This is a genomic window from Burkholderia sp. B10 (genome assembly GCF_004368385.1).
GTDB lineage: Bacteria > Pseudomonadota > Gammaproteobacteria > Burkholderiales > Burkholderiaceae > Burkholderia > Burkholderia vietnamiensis.
Genome location: NZ_PQMX01000104.1, coordinates 1 through 16,015, shown reverse-complemented (window position 1 = coordinate 16,015; position 16,015 = coordinate 1). Strand labels below are relative to the sequence as shown.

The 16,015-nt window shown below is 67.7% G+C and carries 14 protein-coding genes, 2 pseudogenes and 1 riboswitch; of the genes and pseudogenes, 9 read left to right on the top strand and 7 right to left on the bottom strand.

All coding sequences use genetic code 11. The features are described from left to right. Window positions 1–636: 636 nt before the first annotated feature. Window positions 637–825: pseudogene (locus tag C3Y15_RS32455) on the top strand (hypothetical protein); the annotation flags it as partial. A gap of 177 nt (window positions 826–1,002) precedes the next feature. Next, entirely contained in the window at window positions 1,003–1,569 is a 567-nt protein-coding gene (locus C3Y15_RS29205; protein WP_011881274.1) for a hypothetical protein, read from the top strand. Window positions 1,570–1,599: 30 nt separating this feature from the next. Here the strand turns inward: C3Y15_RS29205 and C3Y15_RS29200 are convergent, their stop codons facing one another. Then, window positions 1,600–2,475, bottom strand: a complete 876-nt coding sequence (locus C3Y15_RS29200; protein ID WP_011881275.1) for a LysR family transcriptional regulator — start codon at window positions 2,473–2,475, stop codon at window positions 1,600–1,602. Between the two features lie 158 nt (window positions 2,476–2,633). On the opposite strand from C3Y15_RS29200, the gene C3Y15_RS29195 reads away from it, so the two are divergent. Beyond that, window positions 2,634–3,935 carry a DUF3422 domain-containing protein gene (locus C3Y15_RS29195; protein ID WP_059462839.1) on the top strand — a complete coding sequence of 434 codons (1,302 nt, stop codon included), beginning with the start codon at window positions 2,634–2,636 and terminating at the stop codon, window positions 3,933–3,935. A 30-nt stretch (window positions 3,936–3,965) separates the two neighbouring features. Further along, window positions 3,966–4,166: a hypothetical protein gene (locus tag C3Y15_RS29190; RefSeq protein ID WP_034193691.1), complete on the top strand. Its 201-nt coding sequence runs from the start codon at window positions 3,966–3,968 to the stop codon at window positions 4,164–4,166. Between the two features lie 40 nt (window positions 4,167–4,206). Here the strand turns inward: C3Y15_RS29190 and C3Y15_RS29185 are convergent, their stop codons facing one another. From C3Y15_RS29185 to C3Y15_RS29170, 4 genes are all read right to left on the bottom strand, one after another. Continuing rightward, window positions 4,207–5,091: a helix-turn-helix transcriptional regulator gene (locus C3Y15_RS29185; protein WP_124260292.1), complete on the bottom strand. Its 885-nt coding sequence runs from the start codon at window positions 5,089–5,091 to the stop codon at window positions 4,207–4,209. A 577-nt stretch (window positions 5,092–5,668) separates the two neighbouring features. Next, window positions 5,669–7,069: an MFS transporter gene (locus C3Y15_RS29180; RefSeq protein ID WP_124260293.1), complete on the bottom strand. Its 1,401-nt coding sequence runs from the start codon at window positions 7,067–7,069 to the stop codon at window positions 5,669–5,671. 222 nt (window positions 7,070–7,291) lie between these two features. Continuing rightward, the gene (locus tag C3Y15_RS29175; RefSeq protein ID WP_011881280.1) at window positions 7,292–7,660 is read right to left on the bottom strand and encodes a hypothetical protein; all 369 of its coding nucleotides are present in this window, start codon (window positions 7,658–7,660) and stop codon (window positions 7,292–7,294) included. Window positions 7,661–7,706: 46 nt separating this feature from the next. Then, window positions 7,707–8,036: a helix-turn-helix domain-containing protein gene (locus tag C3Y15_RS29170; RefSeq protein ID WP_041494052.1), complete on the bottom strand. Its 330-nt coding sequence runs from the start codon at window positions 8,034–8,036 to the stop codon at window positions 7,707–7,709. A 141-nt stretch (window positions 8,037–8,177) separates the two neighbouring features. Between C3Y15_RS29170 and C3Y15_RS29165 the strand changes: the two genes are divergently transcribed. Continuing rightward, window positions 8,178–8,816: a glutathione S-transferase C-terminal domain-containing protein gene (locus C3Y15_RS29165; RefSeq protein WP_014724373.1), complete on the top strand. Its 639-nt coding sequence runs from the start codon at window positions 8,178–8,180 to the stop codon at window positions 8,814–8,816. 43 nt (window positions 8,817–8,859) lie between these two features. Here C3Y15_RS29165 and C3Y15_RS29160 read toward each other — a convergent pair whose 3' ends face one another. After that, complete coding sequence (locus C3Y15_RS29160) at window positions 8,860–9,870, bottom strand: sodium:calcium antiporter (protein ID WP_124260294.1); 1,011 nt, start codon at window positions 9,868–9,870, stop codon at window positions 8,860–8,862. A gap of 130 nt (window positions 9,871–10,000) precedes the next feature. Next, window positions 10,001–10,136: riboswitch (yybP-ykoY riboswitch) on the bottom strand. Window positions 10,137–10,364: 228 nt separating this feature from the next. On the opposite strand from C3Y15_RS29160, the gene C3Y15_RS29155 reads away from it, so the two are divergent. Then, window positions 10,365–12,176 carry an ExeM/NucH family extracellular endonuclease gene (locus tag C3Y15_RS29155; protein ID WP_034193684.1) on the top strand — a complete coding sequence of 604 codons (1,812 nt, stop codon included), beginning with the start codon at window positions 10,365–10,367 and terminating at the stop codon, window positions 12,174–12,176. A gap of 260 nt (window positions 12,177–12,436) precedes the next feature. Here the strand turns inward: C3Y15_RS29155 and C3Y15_RS29150 are convergent, their stop codons facing one another. Then, on the bottom strand, window positions 12,437–12,676 hold the full coding sequence (locus C3Y15_RS29150) for a hypothetical protein (RefSeq protein WP_124260295.1): 240 nt from the start codon (window positions 12,674–12,676) through the stop codon (window positions 12,437–12,439). Window positions 12,677–12,924: 248 nt separating this feature from the next. On the opposite strand from C3Y15_RS29150, the gene C3Y15_RS29140 reads away from it, so the two are divergent. The 3 genes and pseudogenes from C3Y15_RS29140 to glyA form a co-directional block, all read left to right on the top strand. Further along, the gene (locus C3Y15_RS29140) at window positions 12,925–14,775 is read left to right on the top strand and encodes a peptidase S10 (RefSeq protein ID WP_041494053.1); all 1,851 of its coding nucleotides are present in this window, start codon (window positions 12,925–12,927) and stop codon (window positions 14,773–14,775) included. A 57-nt stretch (window positions 14,776–14,832) separates the two neighbouring features. After that, on the top strand, window positions 14,833–15,255 hold the full coding sequence (locus tag C3Y15_RS29135) for a 2-oxoglutarate dehydrogenase (protein WP_224056472.1): 423 nt from the start codon (window positions 14,833–14,835) through the stop codon (window positions 15,253–15,255). Between the two features lie 536 nt (window positions 15,256–15,791). Further along, a pseudogene (glyA, locus tag C3Y15_RS29130) lies at window positions 15,792–16,015 on the top strand (serine hydroxymethyltransferase); the annotation flags it as partial.

Below are 16,015 nucleotides of genomic sequence, written 5' to 3'. Positions count from 1 at the left end.
GCCCAGCCCAGCCCAGCCAAGCCAAGCCAAGCCAAGCCAAGCCAAGCCAAGCCAGCTAAGCGAGCTGAGCCGAGCCGAGCCGAGCCGAGCAAGCCGCGCCGGCACGGTCGGTTCGTCTGTGCGTTCGGGCGCGATTTTGACGGCCGGTGAGTCGGCGTTCCGTTGAAGCGCTACGTGGCGGGGCATTTGCTTGATGCTGCGGGGATTCGTCGTCGAATGAGCGACGTAGCGCCGACTTTCTTTCAATCGGGATACAGCCCATTGGGCCGCGCGGGCCGTCGAGAACGGGGCGCGATCGGACCGGCGTAATGAGGCGCTAGAGCATCGCTGAAGCGACCGACTGTCCTGCCATCCCAGCACGCCCGGCAAAGCGCAATCCCCGGCCGGCGCACTGATTGCGCGTCGACGCCCGCCGCCCATCGACATCGGCGTACCGTTTTTTGCACCGCAGTGCCGTTTTTTTGCACGGTGTTTATGCGCGGGCCTATAAGCTCCAGACGTATTCAATCGACGGAGATGCCTTCGACCCGCGCCATGACCCCCATTCTTCCCGTCCCACCTCCGCCGGTGTTTAGCTTCGTTCGCCATCCACTGCTTGCTGCAGTGCCGTGGCGTTCACGTCGCCGCGCGCCTGCGCAGTTGCCGATCACGCTGAGCGCCGATGCGGCGCGGCTGCATTCGCCGCTCGGCGCGTATGTCGTCGGCGCGACCGCCGGGCGCGACGCGATCCGCGTGCAGCTCGAGATCGCGCCGGAAGATCTGGACTTCACGCTGCACATGCTGATGGCGCAGCAGACCGACGCGATCATCGGTCCGCTCGTCCGACCCGTGGACCGCGTGGGCCGCCCGGACCGCACGGAACAAGCCTCGCCGCCCCGGGAACGCCGATTGCTGGTTGGATCCGCCACCTTTTTGCCGATCGCCGCGCCCTTGCACGGCCGGCTGCGGTGGACGATTGTGCGTCGCGTCGTACGCGGCGCTGGCCCTGGACACGGAGGATGCATGTACCTCACAGAAGAAGTGCACACCGCGCGCTCGGCAAGCCGTCGCGTGCGCGCGGTGACGCTGCCGTCGGGCACACAGCTGGCCCGGCAGTTGCTGATGACGGTGCGCGCGGCAGACGTGCTGCTGCGTCAGGCGATCCGGTTGCCGGATCGTCATCAATGGTCGGTCGACCTCGAGCGCGTCGACGCGGCCGGCGGCCCGCTGGCCGCGTGGGATTCGCACGTGACCTTCCGGATCGCGAAGGTGTTCGCGCCGACGGTCGATGCACAGACGCGCGCCGGCGATCCCGAGCAGGTTGCGGCCGAAATCCGCCTGTCTCTTCCGGAGCAGGCGTATCTGGGTGACGAGCGCGTCGGCATCTTCGGCCGGCGGCACGGCAACCGGTTCGGCGCGACGCTGTCGGTGACGGCGGGCTCCCAGTGGGGCGGCCGACGCCACGAATACGTTCCACCGGCCGCGCGGCACGTGCACGGCGACACGCTGGAAGCGCTCGTCGACGCGGTGGCCGGCATCGTCAACGCGGCGCACGCCGTGGCCGGCCAGCCGTGCCCGGGCGAGTCGTGACGACCGGCGCGGCGCGCGCCTGACCGACGTTCAGGCGTCGCCGGCCTGGCCGGTTTGCCGCTGCAGGTCTTCCATCAGTTGTTCGGCGAGAAAGTCGCACGGCGGCCGTTTCGACTTCGTGCTGCGCGCGAGTATCAGCTCGAGCGGCGGCAGGTCAGGCAGCCCGTGCGAGCGGCCGAGCATCGACAGCTGCGCGGGGATCGCGCAGCGCGCGAGCGGCGCGACCGCGAGGCCGGCTTCCACCATACTGAGCAGCCCGAGCAGGCTCGGGCTTTCGTACGACGTGCGAAACGGCAGCTTCGCGCGTTCGAGGCTGCGGATCGCGTTCTCGCGCGCCACGCTGCCCGGCATGAACACCGCGATCGGCAACGGCCGCTCCTCCCACACGCGCGGCCCGTTCGTCATCGCGGCCCACGCCATCGGCTCGTGGCGGATGAAGTCGCCCGACAGCCCCTTGATGCGCGTGCCGCACACCAGATCGACGGTGCCGTCTTTCAGCAGCGGCGCAAGCGCGCTGCTCGGCAGCCCGATCACCTGGATCTCGACCTTCGGATAGGTCGCCGAAAACTTCTTCAGCACCGACGGCAGCAGCGACGACGCATAGTCGTCCGGCACGCCGATCACGACCTTGCCGGTCACCTCCGGCCGCACCACGGCCGCCCACGCTTCGTCGCGCAACGCCAGCATGCGCCTCGCGAATCCCAGCAGCACCTCGCCCTCGCGCGTCAGCACGATGCTGCGCGGCTTGCGCACGAACAGCGGCCGGCCGATCGCTTCCTCGAGGCTCTTGATCTGCATGCTCACGGCCGATTGCGAGCGGTTCACCGCTTCGGCGGCGCGGGTCATGTTGCCGGTTTCCGCAACGGCGACGACCGTGGCCAGAACCTCGTGATCGAGCATCTTCATCGGTATCAGGAAAGCTGAACGTAACGATCAGCATTATGCGTTTTTATTGTCGCAGCGTGTCTGCCATAGTGAAAACACGCCGGCCGTATCGCCCGATGCGGCGCGGCGATCGCGGGCCTGCCGGCACGCCGCGTCGAACCGAACAGAGTGGTGTATCGATGATGGATCATCCGTTGCGCGCCGCACTGGCCGCTGAATTGCATGCGCGGCCGTTCCTGCGGATCGCCGAAGCCGTGTCGCTCACGCACTACGCAATCTACGCGGACGGCCAGCCCGACATCCACGAAACGCTGCTGCACGCGCTGTGCCGCGATACCGGCCTCGACGCGCCGCACGAAGGTGCGACCCACCATGCGGTGCAGTCGCCGTGCGGCTGGTACGTGAAGTGGGAGCGTCACACCGAATTCTCGACCTTCACGTTCGTCGCGCCACGCCGCGACTCCGGCTATTTCGACGATCTCGCCATCGAAGGCGTTCCGCCTGCATGGTTCGCGCGGCTCGCGGGCATCCGCTTCGTCGCGGTGCGCATGGAACTGCTGTCGGGCGATGCCGCGCGGCTCGTGCGCGGCGAGCTGCGCCGCTGGATCGACGGGCCGGCGCTGGTCGGCAGCAGCGTGCTCGGCAGCGGCAAGGTGTTCTGCGACTGGCACGTGCGCGACGACGGCTTCATGCGGCTGCTCGTGATCGACGAGGATTTCCGCGAGGAGCAGGGCGGCCGTCTGCTGCAGCGCCTCTACGAAATCGAGACGTACCGGATGATGGCGCTGCTCGCGCTGCCGGTCGCGCGGCGCATGAGCCGCGAGCTCGACGACATCCATACGGCGCTGCATGCGCTGATGCAGCGCATGGACGCCGGTGGTGCCGACGGCGACGACGCCGCGCTGCTCGTGAAGCTCACGCATCTCGCGGTGCGGGTCGAAGCGCTGTCCGGCTCGGGCGCGCGCTTCAGCGCGTCGCGCGCGTACGAGAAGCTCGTGCTGGCGCGCATCCACGAGCTGCGCGAGGAGCGCATCGAAGGGATGCCGACGATCGCCGAATTCATGGAACGGCGCTTCGCGCCGGCGATGGAAACCTGCCGCAGCGTGTGGGCGCGTCACGAGCAGATCGCGGCGCGCATCGCGCGCGCGGTCGATCTGCTGCGCACGCGCGTGAACTTGGCGCAGGAACAGGACGTCACGCGCCTGCTCGTCGGCATGGAGCGCACCGCGCGCAACCAGCTTCATCTGCAGCACGCGGTCGAAGGGCTGTCGGTGGCCGCGATCTCGTATTACGTGCTGTCGCTCGCCACCGCGGCGTTCAAGGCGTTGCACGTGATGAACCTGCCGGTCGATCCCGAGCTGGCGGAAGGTCTGCTGATCGCACCGGTCGTGTTCGCGGTGATTCACGTCACGCGACGCACGCGCGCCCAGCTCGCGCGCGCCGAAAACGCGCATGCGCCGGTGTTGAAACGGGCGAGCTAGAACACCAACGACATATCAAAAGGAGTGGAGATGACTTTTACGCAATCGCAAACCGGCAACGTCGCAGGTCGTCACGCATTCGACGCGCCGCCGCAGTACGACGCCGACGCATCGCAAGAGGTACGCGCGACCTCGTACCATGCGGTGCTGCAGGAGCCGATGACGTCGCTCGTCGGTGGCACGGTCGATCGGCCGGAGGTCGCGGCGGTCGCGATTCTCGGCTACAACTGAAGCGGCTTCGGCGATAGGGCGCGCGCGTCGCTCGCACCGATCATTCGCCCCGCGCGGGCGGCACGTCGTCCGCCTGTCGCGCGGCGCGGCGGGACGCCGGCGCGGCGGCTCCCCATGCGGCGAGCTCGCGCTTGGTTCGCACGCCCAGCTTCGCGAACGCGCGCTTCACGTACGACTCGGCCGTCGCCACACGCACGCCGAGGATGTCGGCCGTCTCCGGCACGGTCTTGCCCGAGAGCAGATGCTTGCAGGTTTCGTATTCGCGCTTCGACAGCTTCGCGCCGTCGGCGGCGAGCCGCGCGTCGAACTGCGCGAGCGGATGCAGGTCGGCGGCCGGATGCGCGATACGGCGCGCGGCGGTGGTCGACGCATGCAGTTCGAGCAGCGGAAACAGCACGTCGCTGATGCTGCGAAAGCGGTTCATCTCGGCGAGCGTGAACGGCGGGCGGTCGCGACCGCGTTCGAGCGCGATCGAATGCTGCGCGTAGCGCGTGCCGCGCGCGAGCACGCATTCGTGGCCGATACGCACGTCGTCGAACAGCCGCTGACGGAATTCGCCGGGCGGGATCGCCGCGATGTCGCGCACGACCAGCATCGTGCCGGTCTTGCCGCGCAGGCCGGCGAACAGCGGGTCGCTGTCGAGAAAGCGCTCGTAGTAGAGCGTCATCACGTCGGAGATTTCGGCGGTCGCGGTGCCGATGCCGCTGCTGCCGATCCATTCGCAGCGGTAACCGGTCGGCATCGCGCCGTCGACGCGCGAGCGTTCGACGTGCGCGACGTCGAGCGGCACGACGTCGTTCAGCAGCCGCGTGAGGTGCGGCACGAAATGCGGCGTGCCGACCGTCTCGATCAGCTTGCCCAGCGCCTTGAACGACACGTCGAAGCGGTCGTCGTCGCGGTGGCAGGCGTTCATGTCGAGCGGCATGCGGGTCTCTCGGTAGGAAGCGGGCGCGATTGTAGCGGTTGCGGCGTCGGGCGTCATCACGGGGAACCACGGGGCGGCGGGCGATGGCTCCGCGCGTCGGACGACGCGTTCCGGCGGCCGTGAAGGCCGGCGTAACGGGCAGTGTAAAGGAGCGGCGGCGTCCGCGCGTTGTCGAGCGCGACGCGTGGGCTTTAGTCGATTCAGTTAGTCGATGACGACGTGCTGCCGTACCGGCGAGGACCGACGCATGCGGGCGTTCGCACAGCCTTGCGTCGGAAGCCTGCGCGACAGCGGCCGTGCGTGTGGCCGGCACGCGGCCGAATGCAAGGCCAGCAGCTACCGCTTCGCTCGGCGTGCCTTAGTCGATCCAATTACTCGATGACGACGTGCTGCCGTACCGACCGATGACCGACGCATCCGCGCGTTCGCACAGCCTTGCGTCGGAGGAATGCGCGACAGCGGCCGTGCGTGTGGCCGGCACGCATCCAAACCCAAGGTCGGCAGCTACCGCCCCGCTCGGCGTGCCGCGCCCAGCCCGATCGTCGGCGCGACCACAAGATCGGTTCGGGGCCGTTCCTTACGCATCGATCCGCTCGACCTTGCCGACCAGCAACCCGTACGACAGGCTACCGGCAAGCGCCATCGCGGCGATGTAGGTGATCGCGCGCGAGAAGTCCGCGCCGTCGACGAGCAGGCCGATCACGATCGGCGTCGCGATCGCGGACAGATTGCCGATCAGGTTGAACACGCCGCCGGTGAGCCCGAGCAGCCGCGCGGGCGCGAGGCCCGACACGAGCGACCACGTGATCGACGCGAAGCCGTTGCCGAAGAACGCGATGGTCATGAACGCGATCACCCAGCCGGTCGACGTGACGTAGTTCGCGCCGATGATGCAGGTGGAGATCAGCAGCCCCGAGATGATCGGCAGCTTGCGCGCGAAGCCTTGCGACGCGCCGCGCCGCATCAGCCAGTCCGACAGCACGCCCGAGCACAGCACGCCGACGAACGCGGCGAGAAACGGCAGCGACGCGAGAAAGCCGGACTTGATGAAGTCCATGCCGCGATATTTGACGAGGTAGGTCGGGAACCACGTGAGGAAGAACCACAGCGTCGAGTTCAGCGCGAACTGGCCGAGATAGATGCCCCACAGCTTGCGCCGCCCGAGCACGACGCCGAGGTCGCGCCACGTCGACGGCACACGTTCGGGCCGCGCGGCGATGCGGTCTTCGAGATCGACGAGGCCGCCGCCGTCGCGGATCAGCGCGAGCTCCGCTGCGTTGAGGCCGCGAAACGCGCGCGGCTCGCGATACAGCGCGTACCAGATCGCGGCCCACGCGATGCCGGCGAGCCCGGTCGCGACGAACACCATGTGCCAGCCGAGGTGCAGCTGCAACCACGCGAGCACCGGCGTGAGGAACGCGAGGCCGACGAACTGCCCGGACGTGTAGCCGCCGATCGCGCCCGCGCGTTCGCGGGTGGGGAACCACGTCGTGACCACGCGGTTGTTGATCGGATAGGCCGGCGCTTCCAGCGCGCCGACGGCGAGCCGTAGCACGATCAGCCCGACGAACGAGCCGACGAAGCCGAGCAGCAGCGTCGCGGCCGACCACAGCGCAAGCGCGAGCGCATACAGCACGCGCGGCGACACCTTGTCGACGAGCCAGCCGCCCGGTATCTGCATCAGCGCGTAGGTCCACCCGAATGCGGAAAACACCAGGCCCGCGCGCACGGGGTCGATGTTCAGCTCCTTGAACAGCGCGGGCGCGGCGATCGACAGGTTGCTGCGGTCGAGGTAGTTGATCACCACCGTGACGAACAGCAGCGCGAGGATGACCATGCGCTTGCGGCTGGCCGGCGCGGTGGATGCGGTGGATGCGGTAAATGCAGCGGACGCGCGAGCGTCGGGCGCTGCGGAATCGGCGCCCGCGCGCGCTTGCTCCGACGGCGCGGCATGGGTGCGTGACGCGGAATGGGCCACGGTCGTCTCCTGTGCTTGTGCGGCGCGTGCCCGCGTGACGGGACGGCCGTATTCAATGGCATCGGAACAACGTTATGGCCCGCGTACCGCGCGCGTCAACATCTGGACAGTCATCCCCATTAATGGGACGTTGCGCGCGCAATGTGTGGAGTCGCCTGTGCGCGCGGTTCGTCATACGCGCCGCGCGTCATATCACGGCAATCCTGCGCCGATGTCGGCGCGTCACGCGCTCGCGGTGTCGTCGCGATATCCGCGCTTGCCGTCGAAGATCTCCGCCAGCGCGGCGCGCAGCACCGCGCGATCATGTTCGCCGGGCGCCAGATGAATCACGTAATGCGTGTTGCCGTCGAGTCGCGCGGCGGTGCGTTCGTCGAGCTCGACTTCGAGCGTGCGTTCCGTCAGGCGGACGGACAGATCGTCCACGCGCGCGGTGAGCTGGTCGCGCACCATCACCTCGATCGTCGTGTCGTCCGGGAATCGCAGCAGCGAGAAGCAGTAGTCCTGCTCCGCGTCGAAGCAGTAGAGGTTCGCGAAGCTCTCGTCGTCGTCGACGTCGGCCGTCGCGGCGCCGAGCGTGGCGTGTAGTTCCATGATGTTTCTCTCGAGGTAGGGAAGCCGCTGCAGCGGCGCATGCGCGTCAATCCGCCGTCACGTGTCGCGCCTTCAGCCACAGCCCGAATTCGCGCATCGTTTCGACGACGGGGCGCAGCCGGTCGCCGTCCGCGCTCAGATCGTACTCGACCCGCACCGGCACTTCGGGATACACGGTGCGTCGCACGAGGCCGGCGTCTTCGAGCGCACGCAGGTCGAGCGTCAGCATCCGCTGCGAGATGCCCGGCATGTCGCGACGCAGATCGCTGAAGCGCTTCGGCCCATCGAGCAGATACGACACGAGCAGCAGCCGCCAGCGGCCGCCGAGCAGCCGCATCGATTCTTCCACGGAACATCCTGTCGCACTCGTTTTCATGCTGATGACTCTGCGTCGGTAACTTTTTTGTGACTACGGCACAAACGACTGCCTTCTTCTCAGCGCCGCGCCGATGCGAGATATTAGCGCCCGCGTCGCGGCGAATCGAGAGAGATACGAAACATTCACACAAGGAAACGCATGAAGCTCTATCACGCTCCCGGCAGCTGCTCGCAGGCGATCTGCATCGTGCTGCGCGAAGCGCAATTCGACGCGCAGATCGTCACGGTGGACGCGCGCCGGCATCGGTTCGACGATGGTCGCGACTATCGTGCCGTGAACGAACTCGGCTACGTGCCGCTGCTCGTGCTCGACGACGGCACCACGCTGCGCGAAGGCCCCGTGATCGCGCAGTATCTGGCCGACCGGCGCCCCGAAGCCGGACTCGCGCCGGCATACGGAACGCTCGCGCGCTACCGGCTGATGGAATGGCTGAACTTCCTCGGCACGGAGATCCACAAGGGATTCATTCCGTTGCTGTACGCGGTACAGGCGGGCAAATACGTCGATCCGGTGCGCCGGAAGCTCGACAGCCGCTTTGCATGGATCGACCGGCAGCTCGACGGCCACACGTATCTGACGGGCGACACCTTCACGATCGCCGATGCGTATCTGTTCGCGCTGACCGGCTGGGGCAAGGCCGGCTGGCTGCGCTCGGTGTACGACGCGGACATCGACCTGAGCCGCCATGCGAACCTGCGCAGCTGGTACGAGCGTGTGCGGGCGCGGGCGGCCGTACAGCAGGTGCTGCAGGCCGACGGGCTGGCGAACGCCGCCTGACCGACGCGCGGGCCTCGGCGTGAATGGCGAGGCCCGCGCGCATTCAACGCGTGAGCGTCACGTACAGATAGCCGGCGTAGCCGGCGCCGTTCGCGAGCAGTGCCCAGATCGCGAGCCCGCGCGCCCGCGCATTGACGCGCAGCCACACTGCCGCCGCGAGCGTGATGACCACGCCGGTCAGCACTTCGGCGCGCGGCTCCCACGGCGTCAGCATGATGCCGATCGCCGGCAGCAGCGTGCCCTGGAACACCATCGCGCCGGTGATGTTGCCGAACGCGAGCGTGTCCTTCGAGCGGCGAATCCACAGCACGCTGTTGACCTTCTCCGGCAGCTCGGTCGCGATCGGCACGATGATCAGCGACAGCAGCAGCGGCGAGATGCCGAGCAGTTGCGACACGCCGTCGACGCCGTGAATGAAGCCCTTCGCGCCGCCGACCAGCAGCGCGACGCCGACGGCGAGCTGCAGCGCGATGGTCGCCAGATTGGTCGGCAGCCCGGTGCGCGACAGGAACATCGTGTGCGGCGCCTCGGTGCCGTGCCCGGCGTCGACGAGCTGCGTCGACGCGCGCAGCGTCATCACCACATACATCACGTAGATGCCGACCAGCATCGCGCCGAGCAGCGCGCGCACGGCCCACACGTGATGCGGGACGAACATCGCGACCGTCGCGAGCGTGAACGCGGCGATGAAGTAGTTCAGGTCGCGCACGAAGCCGCTGCGCTCGGGTGCGATGGTGCCGGTCACGCCGCGCGAGCGGATCACGGCGAGCGTCATCAGGAAGGTGGTGAGCGTCGCGAGCATCAGCGGCGCGCCGAGAATCGCGCCGACGCCGATTTCCTCGTTCACCGCGGCGTTCGACGTGCCGCCGATCAGCGCGAGCAGCGGCACCGTCGTCTCGGGCAGCGCGGTGCCGACGGCCGCGAACAGCGAACCCGTCACGCCTTCGGAGATCTTCAGGCGTTCGCCGAGATGTTCGAGCGCGTTGGTGAAGAGTTCGGCGGCGATCAGGATGACGATCAGCATGAACGCCAGTTCGACGAGCATCAACGTCATGCGGCACCTCCGCACGCGCGCGGGTGGGCGTTGGCGGGATGGCGGAAGCGGACGAAGCGCGACGGGAAAGGGACGAAGGACATGGGGGCTCCGTGGTCGGACGTTGACGAACCATGACGCATCTGCCGACGTCCGACCCGGAACGGCGCGATGCGTCGATGGTCTCGCCAAGCCGATTCGGCCGAACGCGCCACGGCCGCAAGCCGAGTATGTTGACGCGTTCGCTTTCCAGAGCGAAAAGCAGGCTACTCCCCAAAGACGAACGGCAGTCTAGCCGAGCCCGATGCTTTCGGCAAGCTGGTGCGGGCATGCGCTCGGGGCTGCATTCGGGCCTGCACTCGCGCCGCCACGACGGGCCGGTTGCCGACGAACGTGCGTGCCGTATCGCGGAGCAAGCGCCGTGCCGCACATTACATCCATCTGTCGTTTGGTTACTAACAACTGTCATCGACCGCGGCTAAGCTTTCGGCACACTCACAACCGGGTTTCCCGTCATGCGCTCGACACTTCGCCTGTTTGCGCCGCTCCTGCTGCTGCCCGCGCTCGCCGCACCCGTCGTCGCCGCCACCGCCGCGCCCGTCAGCGCGAACTGCGGCGGCAGCACGACGCCGATCGCCGACATCCAGGGGCCCGGCGCGCCGTCGCCGCTCGCCGGCCAGAACGTGTCGATCGAAGCGGTCGTCACCGCCGACTTCGGCGGCGCGGACGGCTTCGGCGGCTTCTTCGTCCAGCAGGCCGACGCGCAGCGGCGCAATCAGCCGGGCGTGTCCGAAGGGCTGTTCGTCTATGCGCCGAAGACGCGCGCGACGGCCGGCGATCTCGTTCACGTGACCGGCAAGGTCGAAGAGAAATACGGGCAGACGCAGCTCACGCTGGCCGGCGCGATCGCGGTGTGCGCGAACGGCCAGACGGTCACGCCGGCGACGCTGACGCTGCCGGTCGACGCCCCGGCCGCGTTCGCCGCGTATGAAGGGATGCGCGTGCGCCTGCCGCAGACGCTGACCGTCACCGACAACTACGAGCTGGGCCGCTACGGCAGCGTGCTGCTGAGCAACGGCCGCCTGCGCACGCCGACGAGCGTGGTGCCGCCGGCGCAGGCGCGCACGCTGATGGACGCGAACGCGCGCAACCGGCTGATTCTCGACGACGGCTCGAACCGGCAGAACCCGGCGAGCGTCCCGTATCCGGCGCCCGCGCTGTCGGCGGCGAACACGCTGCGCTCGGGCTACACGGTGCGCGGCGTCGACGGCGTGCTCGAGGTGCGTTACGGCGCGTGGCGCGTGCAGCCGCTGCCCGGCGCGGCCGCGCCGGCGTTCGACGCGCGTGCGAACCCGCGCACCCGCGCGCCCGCGCGCGATCCGAACTCGAATCTGCGCGTCGCGTCGTTCAACGTGCTCAATTACTTCAACGGCAACGGGCTGGGCGGCGGCTTCGACGATCCGAACAACCGCGGCGCGAAAACTTACGAGGAATTCCAGCGTCAGGAGGCGAAGATCGTCAGCGCGCTGCAGGCGCTCGATGCCGACGTGATCGGCCTGATGGAGATCCAGAACAACGGCTACGGCGAACTGGGCGCGGTGCGCCAGCTCGCGGCAAAGCTCGGCAGCCGCTGGCGCGTGGTCGATCCGGGCGCGTCGCGCCTGGGCGGCGACGCGATCGCGGTCGCGATGATCTACGACAGCCGCACGGTCGAACCGGTCGGCCGCGCGGCGACGCTGGCGATCGACGAGCGGAACCGCCAGCCGCTCGCGCAATCGTTCCGCCGCATCGGCGGCAGGCACGCGCTGACGATCGCCGTCAATCATCTGAAGTCGAAGAACTGCCCCGATGCGGCGAACGACGACCTCGACCAGGGCGACGGCCAGGGCTGCTGGAACGCGACGCGCACGCGTGCGGCCGTGAAACTCGCCGACTGGCTCGCCGGCGCGCCGACCGGCGTCGCCGGGCAAGGCACGCTGCTGATCGGCGATTTCAACAGCTACACGCATGAAGACCCGATCCGCATGCTCGAATCGCGGGGTTACCGCAACCTCGTGTCGCGCTGGATCGGCGCGAACGCGTACAGCTACGTGTACAACGGCGAGGCCGGTTATCTCGATCACGCGCTCGCGTCGCTGCCGCTCGCCGCGCACGTGAAGGCCGTGCACGAGTGGCACATCAACGCGGACGAGCCGCTCGCGCTGCAGTACACGCTCGCCTACAAGTCGGCCGACCAGCAGAAGACCTACTACGCGCCCGATGCATATCGGTCGTCGGATCACGATCCGGTGCTGATCGACATCGCGCTGCCGGGCCGCGCGCGCTGAGCGTGGGCGGCGGTGACGCCGCACGTCGCCGTCATGTTCTCCGCTTCACGGGTCGCCCGCGTCATTCGCGGGCGACCCGCAATACGATGCGCCACGGTTCACGAGAATATCGGTTCATTCAGCCGCGTCGCCGATGCCGCGTCGCTTGCGATGCGATTCCGTCATCGTGTAAATAATTCCACTCGCCAACCTGAAACCGATTTGAATCGGTATTTTATGGGCGGTCGCGGATTCAAATCAGCGCGCCATTCGAATCGGTTTTAAATAATAAAAACGAAAGAGACGATTTGCCGATCTGAAAGCATTCGCCGCGCGATGCGTCGTTTCGTAGAACGCCGTGCGACAAGGGTGACGGCGCTCGCGTCGAATACGAAACGGCTCTCCTGCCGCTGCCCACGCGGGCCTGCGCCGCGGTCTTTCAAATCCCAGACACTGACGGCCGTTTGCATCATCGGCGATTTTTTAATATCCGAATGATCTTTGACAACGCGGCGCAGCACCGCCTATTTTTGTGGTGTCGTAAAACCGCGTAATAAAAAAGTATTCAAAACTGCAAGGGGGCGGCGTCTCGGCATCATTCTCCGCCAGCAGTTTGCCGTGTCCGTAGCGAATTCGGTCTCTCGAAGAAGTCCAATCCCCAACCGCCGTCTGCCGACCGTGCAACGCGAGTGGCGGGTGCGCCTGTGCGTTCGTTGCCGGCGACGACGGCCTGTGTGAAGCGGTATCCAACCCGACACAAAGGACAGAGATGAAACCAGACAGCAGCAGTACCCGCAGTCGCGCCATACGCCGCGCCCGGCTGGCCGCGCTAGGCGCATTGACCGTCGCGACGCTCGTGCTGGCGGGCTGCGGCGGCGACGATTCGTCGTCGGTCGGCGCATCGAGCCTCGCGCAGGCGGCCGCGAGCCGGCAGGCCGCCGCGCAGCAGGCGAGCGGCGATGCGACGCCGGCGGCGAACCAGCCGTACGTCGACCCGGTCGCCTATTCGATGAACGCGACCGACGGCCTCGCGCCCGCGCAAGTCGCGGAGAAGGCGGCCGTGATGCACTACCAGTGGAAGTCCGGCGGCACCACGATCGACTACACGACGACCACCGGCCACCTGACCGCGCAGGACGCGAACGGCAATGCGGAAGCGTCGATGTCGTACGTCGCGTACACGGCGCCGAGCGCGAACGGCAAGCCGCGGCCGGTCACGTTCGTCTATAACGGCGGGCCCGGCTCGTCGTCGATCTGGCTGCGGCTCGGCTCGTTCGCGCCCACGCGCGTCGCGACGCCCGACCCGCTGTTCGGCAGCAACTGGCCGAACTATCCGCTCGTCGACAACGCGGAGAGCCTGATCGACACGACCGACCTCGTGTTCATCGATCCGCCCGGAACCGGGCTGTCCGAAGCCGTGTTGCCGAACACGAACCAGAAATACTGGAGCTCGGACGCGGACGTCAACATCATGCGCGACTTCATCCAGCGCTACCTGAACGTGAACGGCCGCAGCGCGTCGCCGCTCTACCTGTACGGCGAGTCGTACGGCACGCCGCGCACCGACATGCTGGCGCTCGCGCTCGAATCGGCCGGCGTGCACCTGACGGGCATCGTGCTGCAGTCGGCGATCCTCAACTACTTCGCCGATGCGGTGGAAGCGGTCGCGATCACGCAGTCGACCGAAGGGCTGCTGCTCGACACCGATACCGTGGCCGGTTACCTGCCCGGCTACGCGGCCGTTGCCGAATACTTCAACCAGGTGTCGCCGACGCCGGTGAATCCGTATCTGTATGCGTTGCAGACGGAGCTGTTCACCACGCTGATCTACAACCAGCTGCAGCGGTATTCGCAGTCGTGGGTGCTCAGCCAGCTCGGCATTCCGGATGCGCTCGGCACGCCGGTGTTCCCGAGCGATGCGACGCTCAGGCTGTGGTCGATCCCGTCGAGCCTCACGATGCAGGCGCTGCGCGGCTACTTCAACGCGAATCCGTTCGGCACGAGCCTGCTGCCCGGCACGACGATCGGCCGCTACGACGGACGCGTGTCGTTGCCGAATTCCGATCCGCGCTTGCAGACCGACGGCGATCCGTCTGACATCCTGATCTCGCAGCCGTTCACGAACGCGCTCGCGACGCAGATGCCCGATTACCTCGGCTATACCGCGCCGAACGCGACCTACCTGCCGCTGAACGACAACATCATCCAGGTGTGGGACTTCTCGCACGACGGCCAGCCGATGCCCGACACGATCCCCGATCTGCTCGGCGCGCTGCAGCTCAACCCGAAGCTGCAGGTGCTCGCGGAGAACGGCCTGCACGATCTGGCGACGCCGTTCTTCAACACCGAGAAGCAGCTCGCTCGTCTGCAGACGGTGAAGGGTTTGAATCCGAAGCTGCAGGTGAATTTCTTCCAGGGCGGCCACATGACGTATCTCGACGACGTCGCGCGCCCGCAGATGAAGCGCGATCTGAGGATCTTCTATCAGGGCCGGCGGATTCCGACCGCGCTGACGCTGCATACGCTGCCGCCGCCGTGGCCGGACGAGAACCCGGCCGGCACGCCGACCGGCAGCGCGCCGGGCGCGAGCGCCGCGACCACGGTGGCCGCGGCGCCGTAAGCGCCGGACCCGTTGCGAACGAGGAACCTTCTATTCATCCATCGAATGCGAGTGATCATGTCTCCAATCAATTTGATGCGGCGTATGGCTGCGGTGATCGTCGTCGGCGCCGTGACGAGCGGTGCGTATGCGCTGCCGCCGCAGGCGGTCGCGCCGGTGAAGCTGCCGCGCGGCGCGCATGGCGTCGACGGCCCGTTCTTTCCGTCGACGCGCGCGGCGCCGGTGTTGCCTTCGACCGGCGCGACGCTGCAGCAACAGGCGCAGCAGCGCGTCGACGCGCGGCTCGGCGGCAACACGGTGCTGAGCAACGGCGCGGCGGTGACGAAGGCGCAGGCGCAGAGCAGCGGGCTCGGCTTCGTCGCGAAGCACTTCGACGAGATCGACGCCAAGCATACCGGCCGCGTGACGATGAGCGACGTGCGGCAGTTCATCCAGCAGCGGCAGGTGCAGGCGCAGCAGGAGCAGCAGGACGACGAGTGACCGCGTAGCGGTCTTGCGCGGGCGCAGCGCGACGGTCGGTGCCGGGACGGCATCGGCCGGCCGTGGCGAGCGCGACGACCGCGACGATCGGCCGCCGGCATGCCGCGGCGCGGCTTCGGCCGCGGCTTTCCTCATCGACGCGCCGTCGCGCACGTCGGCGGCCCGAGGCGCGCGTCCGGTCGTGTCTCGCGTCGCGCGCGGGCGCCCGCGGCCGCTCGCCCGACATCGTGCTGCACTCCTGCACGTGTCGGCGACGCCGGCCGCCGGCCGCAGTTCATGTCTGATGTTTCCGCCACGCGAGCGCTGCACGTCGCGTCGCCGGCGATGATTCGTTCCGCGAAAGGCCCGCGCGCCGCGCGAGGCGTCCTAGCGGATTGTCGCAATCCTTCTATCTGAACCGATCGGCGTCTGCTGGAATGGCGATGCCGCATGACCGCCGAGCCGACATCGCGCGGCGGCATGGCCGTCGACGTCGTCGAGCGCCTCGGCACGGCCGCCTGCGCGGTTCATCCATCACTCTCTTTCGATCCATCATCATGTTCAATCGCACTACCAGCACCGTCGCGAACGTCGATCCGGAACTGTGGGCCGCCATCCAGAACGAGAACCGCCGCCAGGAAGACCACATCGAGCTGATCGCGTCGGAAAACTACACGAGCCCGGCCGTGATGGCCGCACAGGGCTCGCAGCTCACGAACAAGTACGCGGAAGGTTATCCGGGCAAGCGCTACTACGGCGGCTGCGAGTACGTCGACGTGGT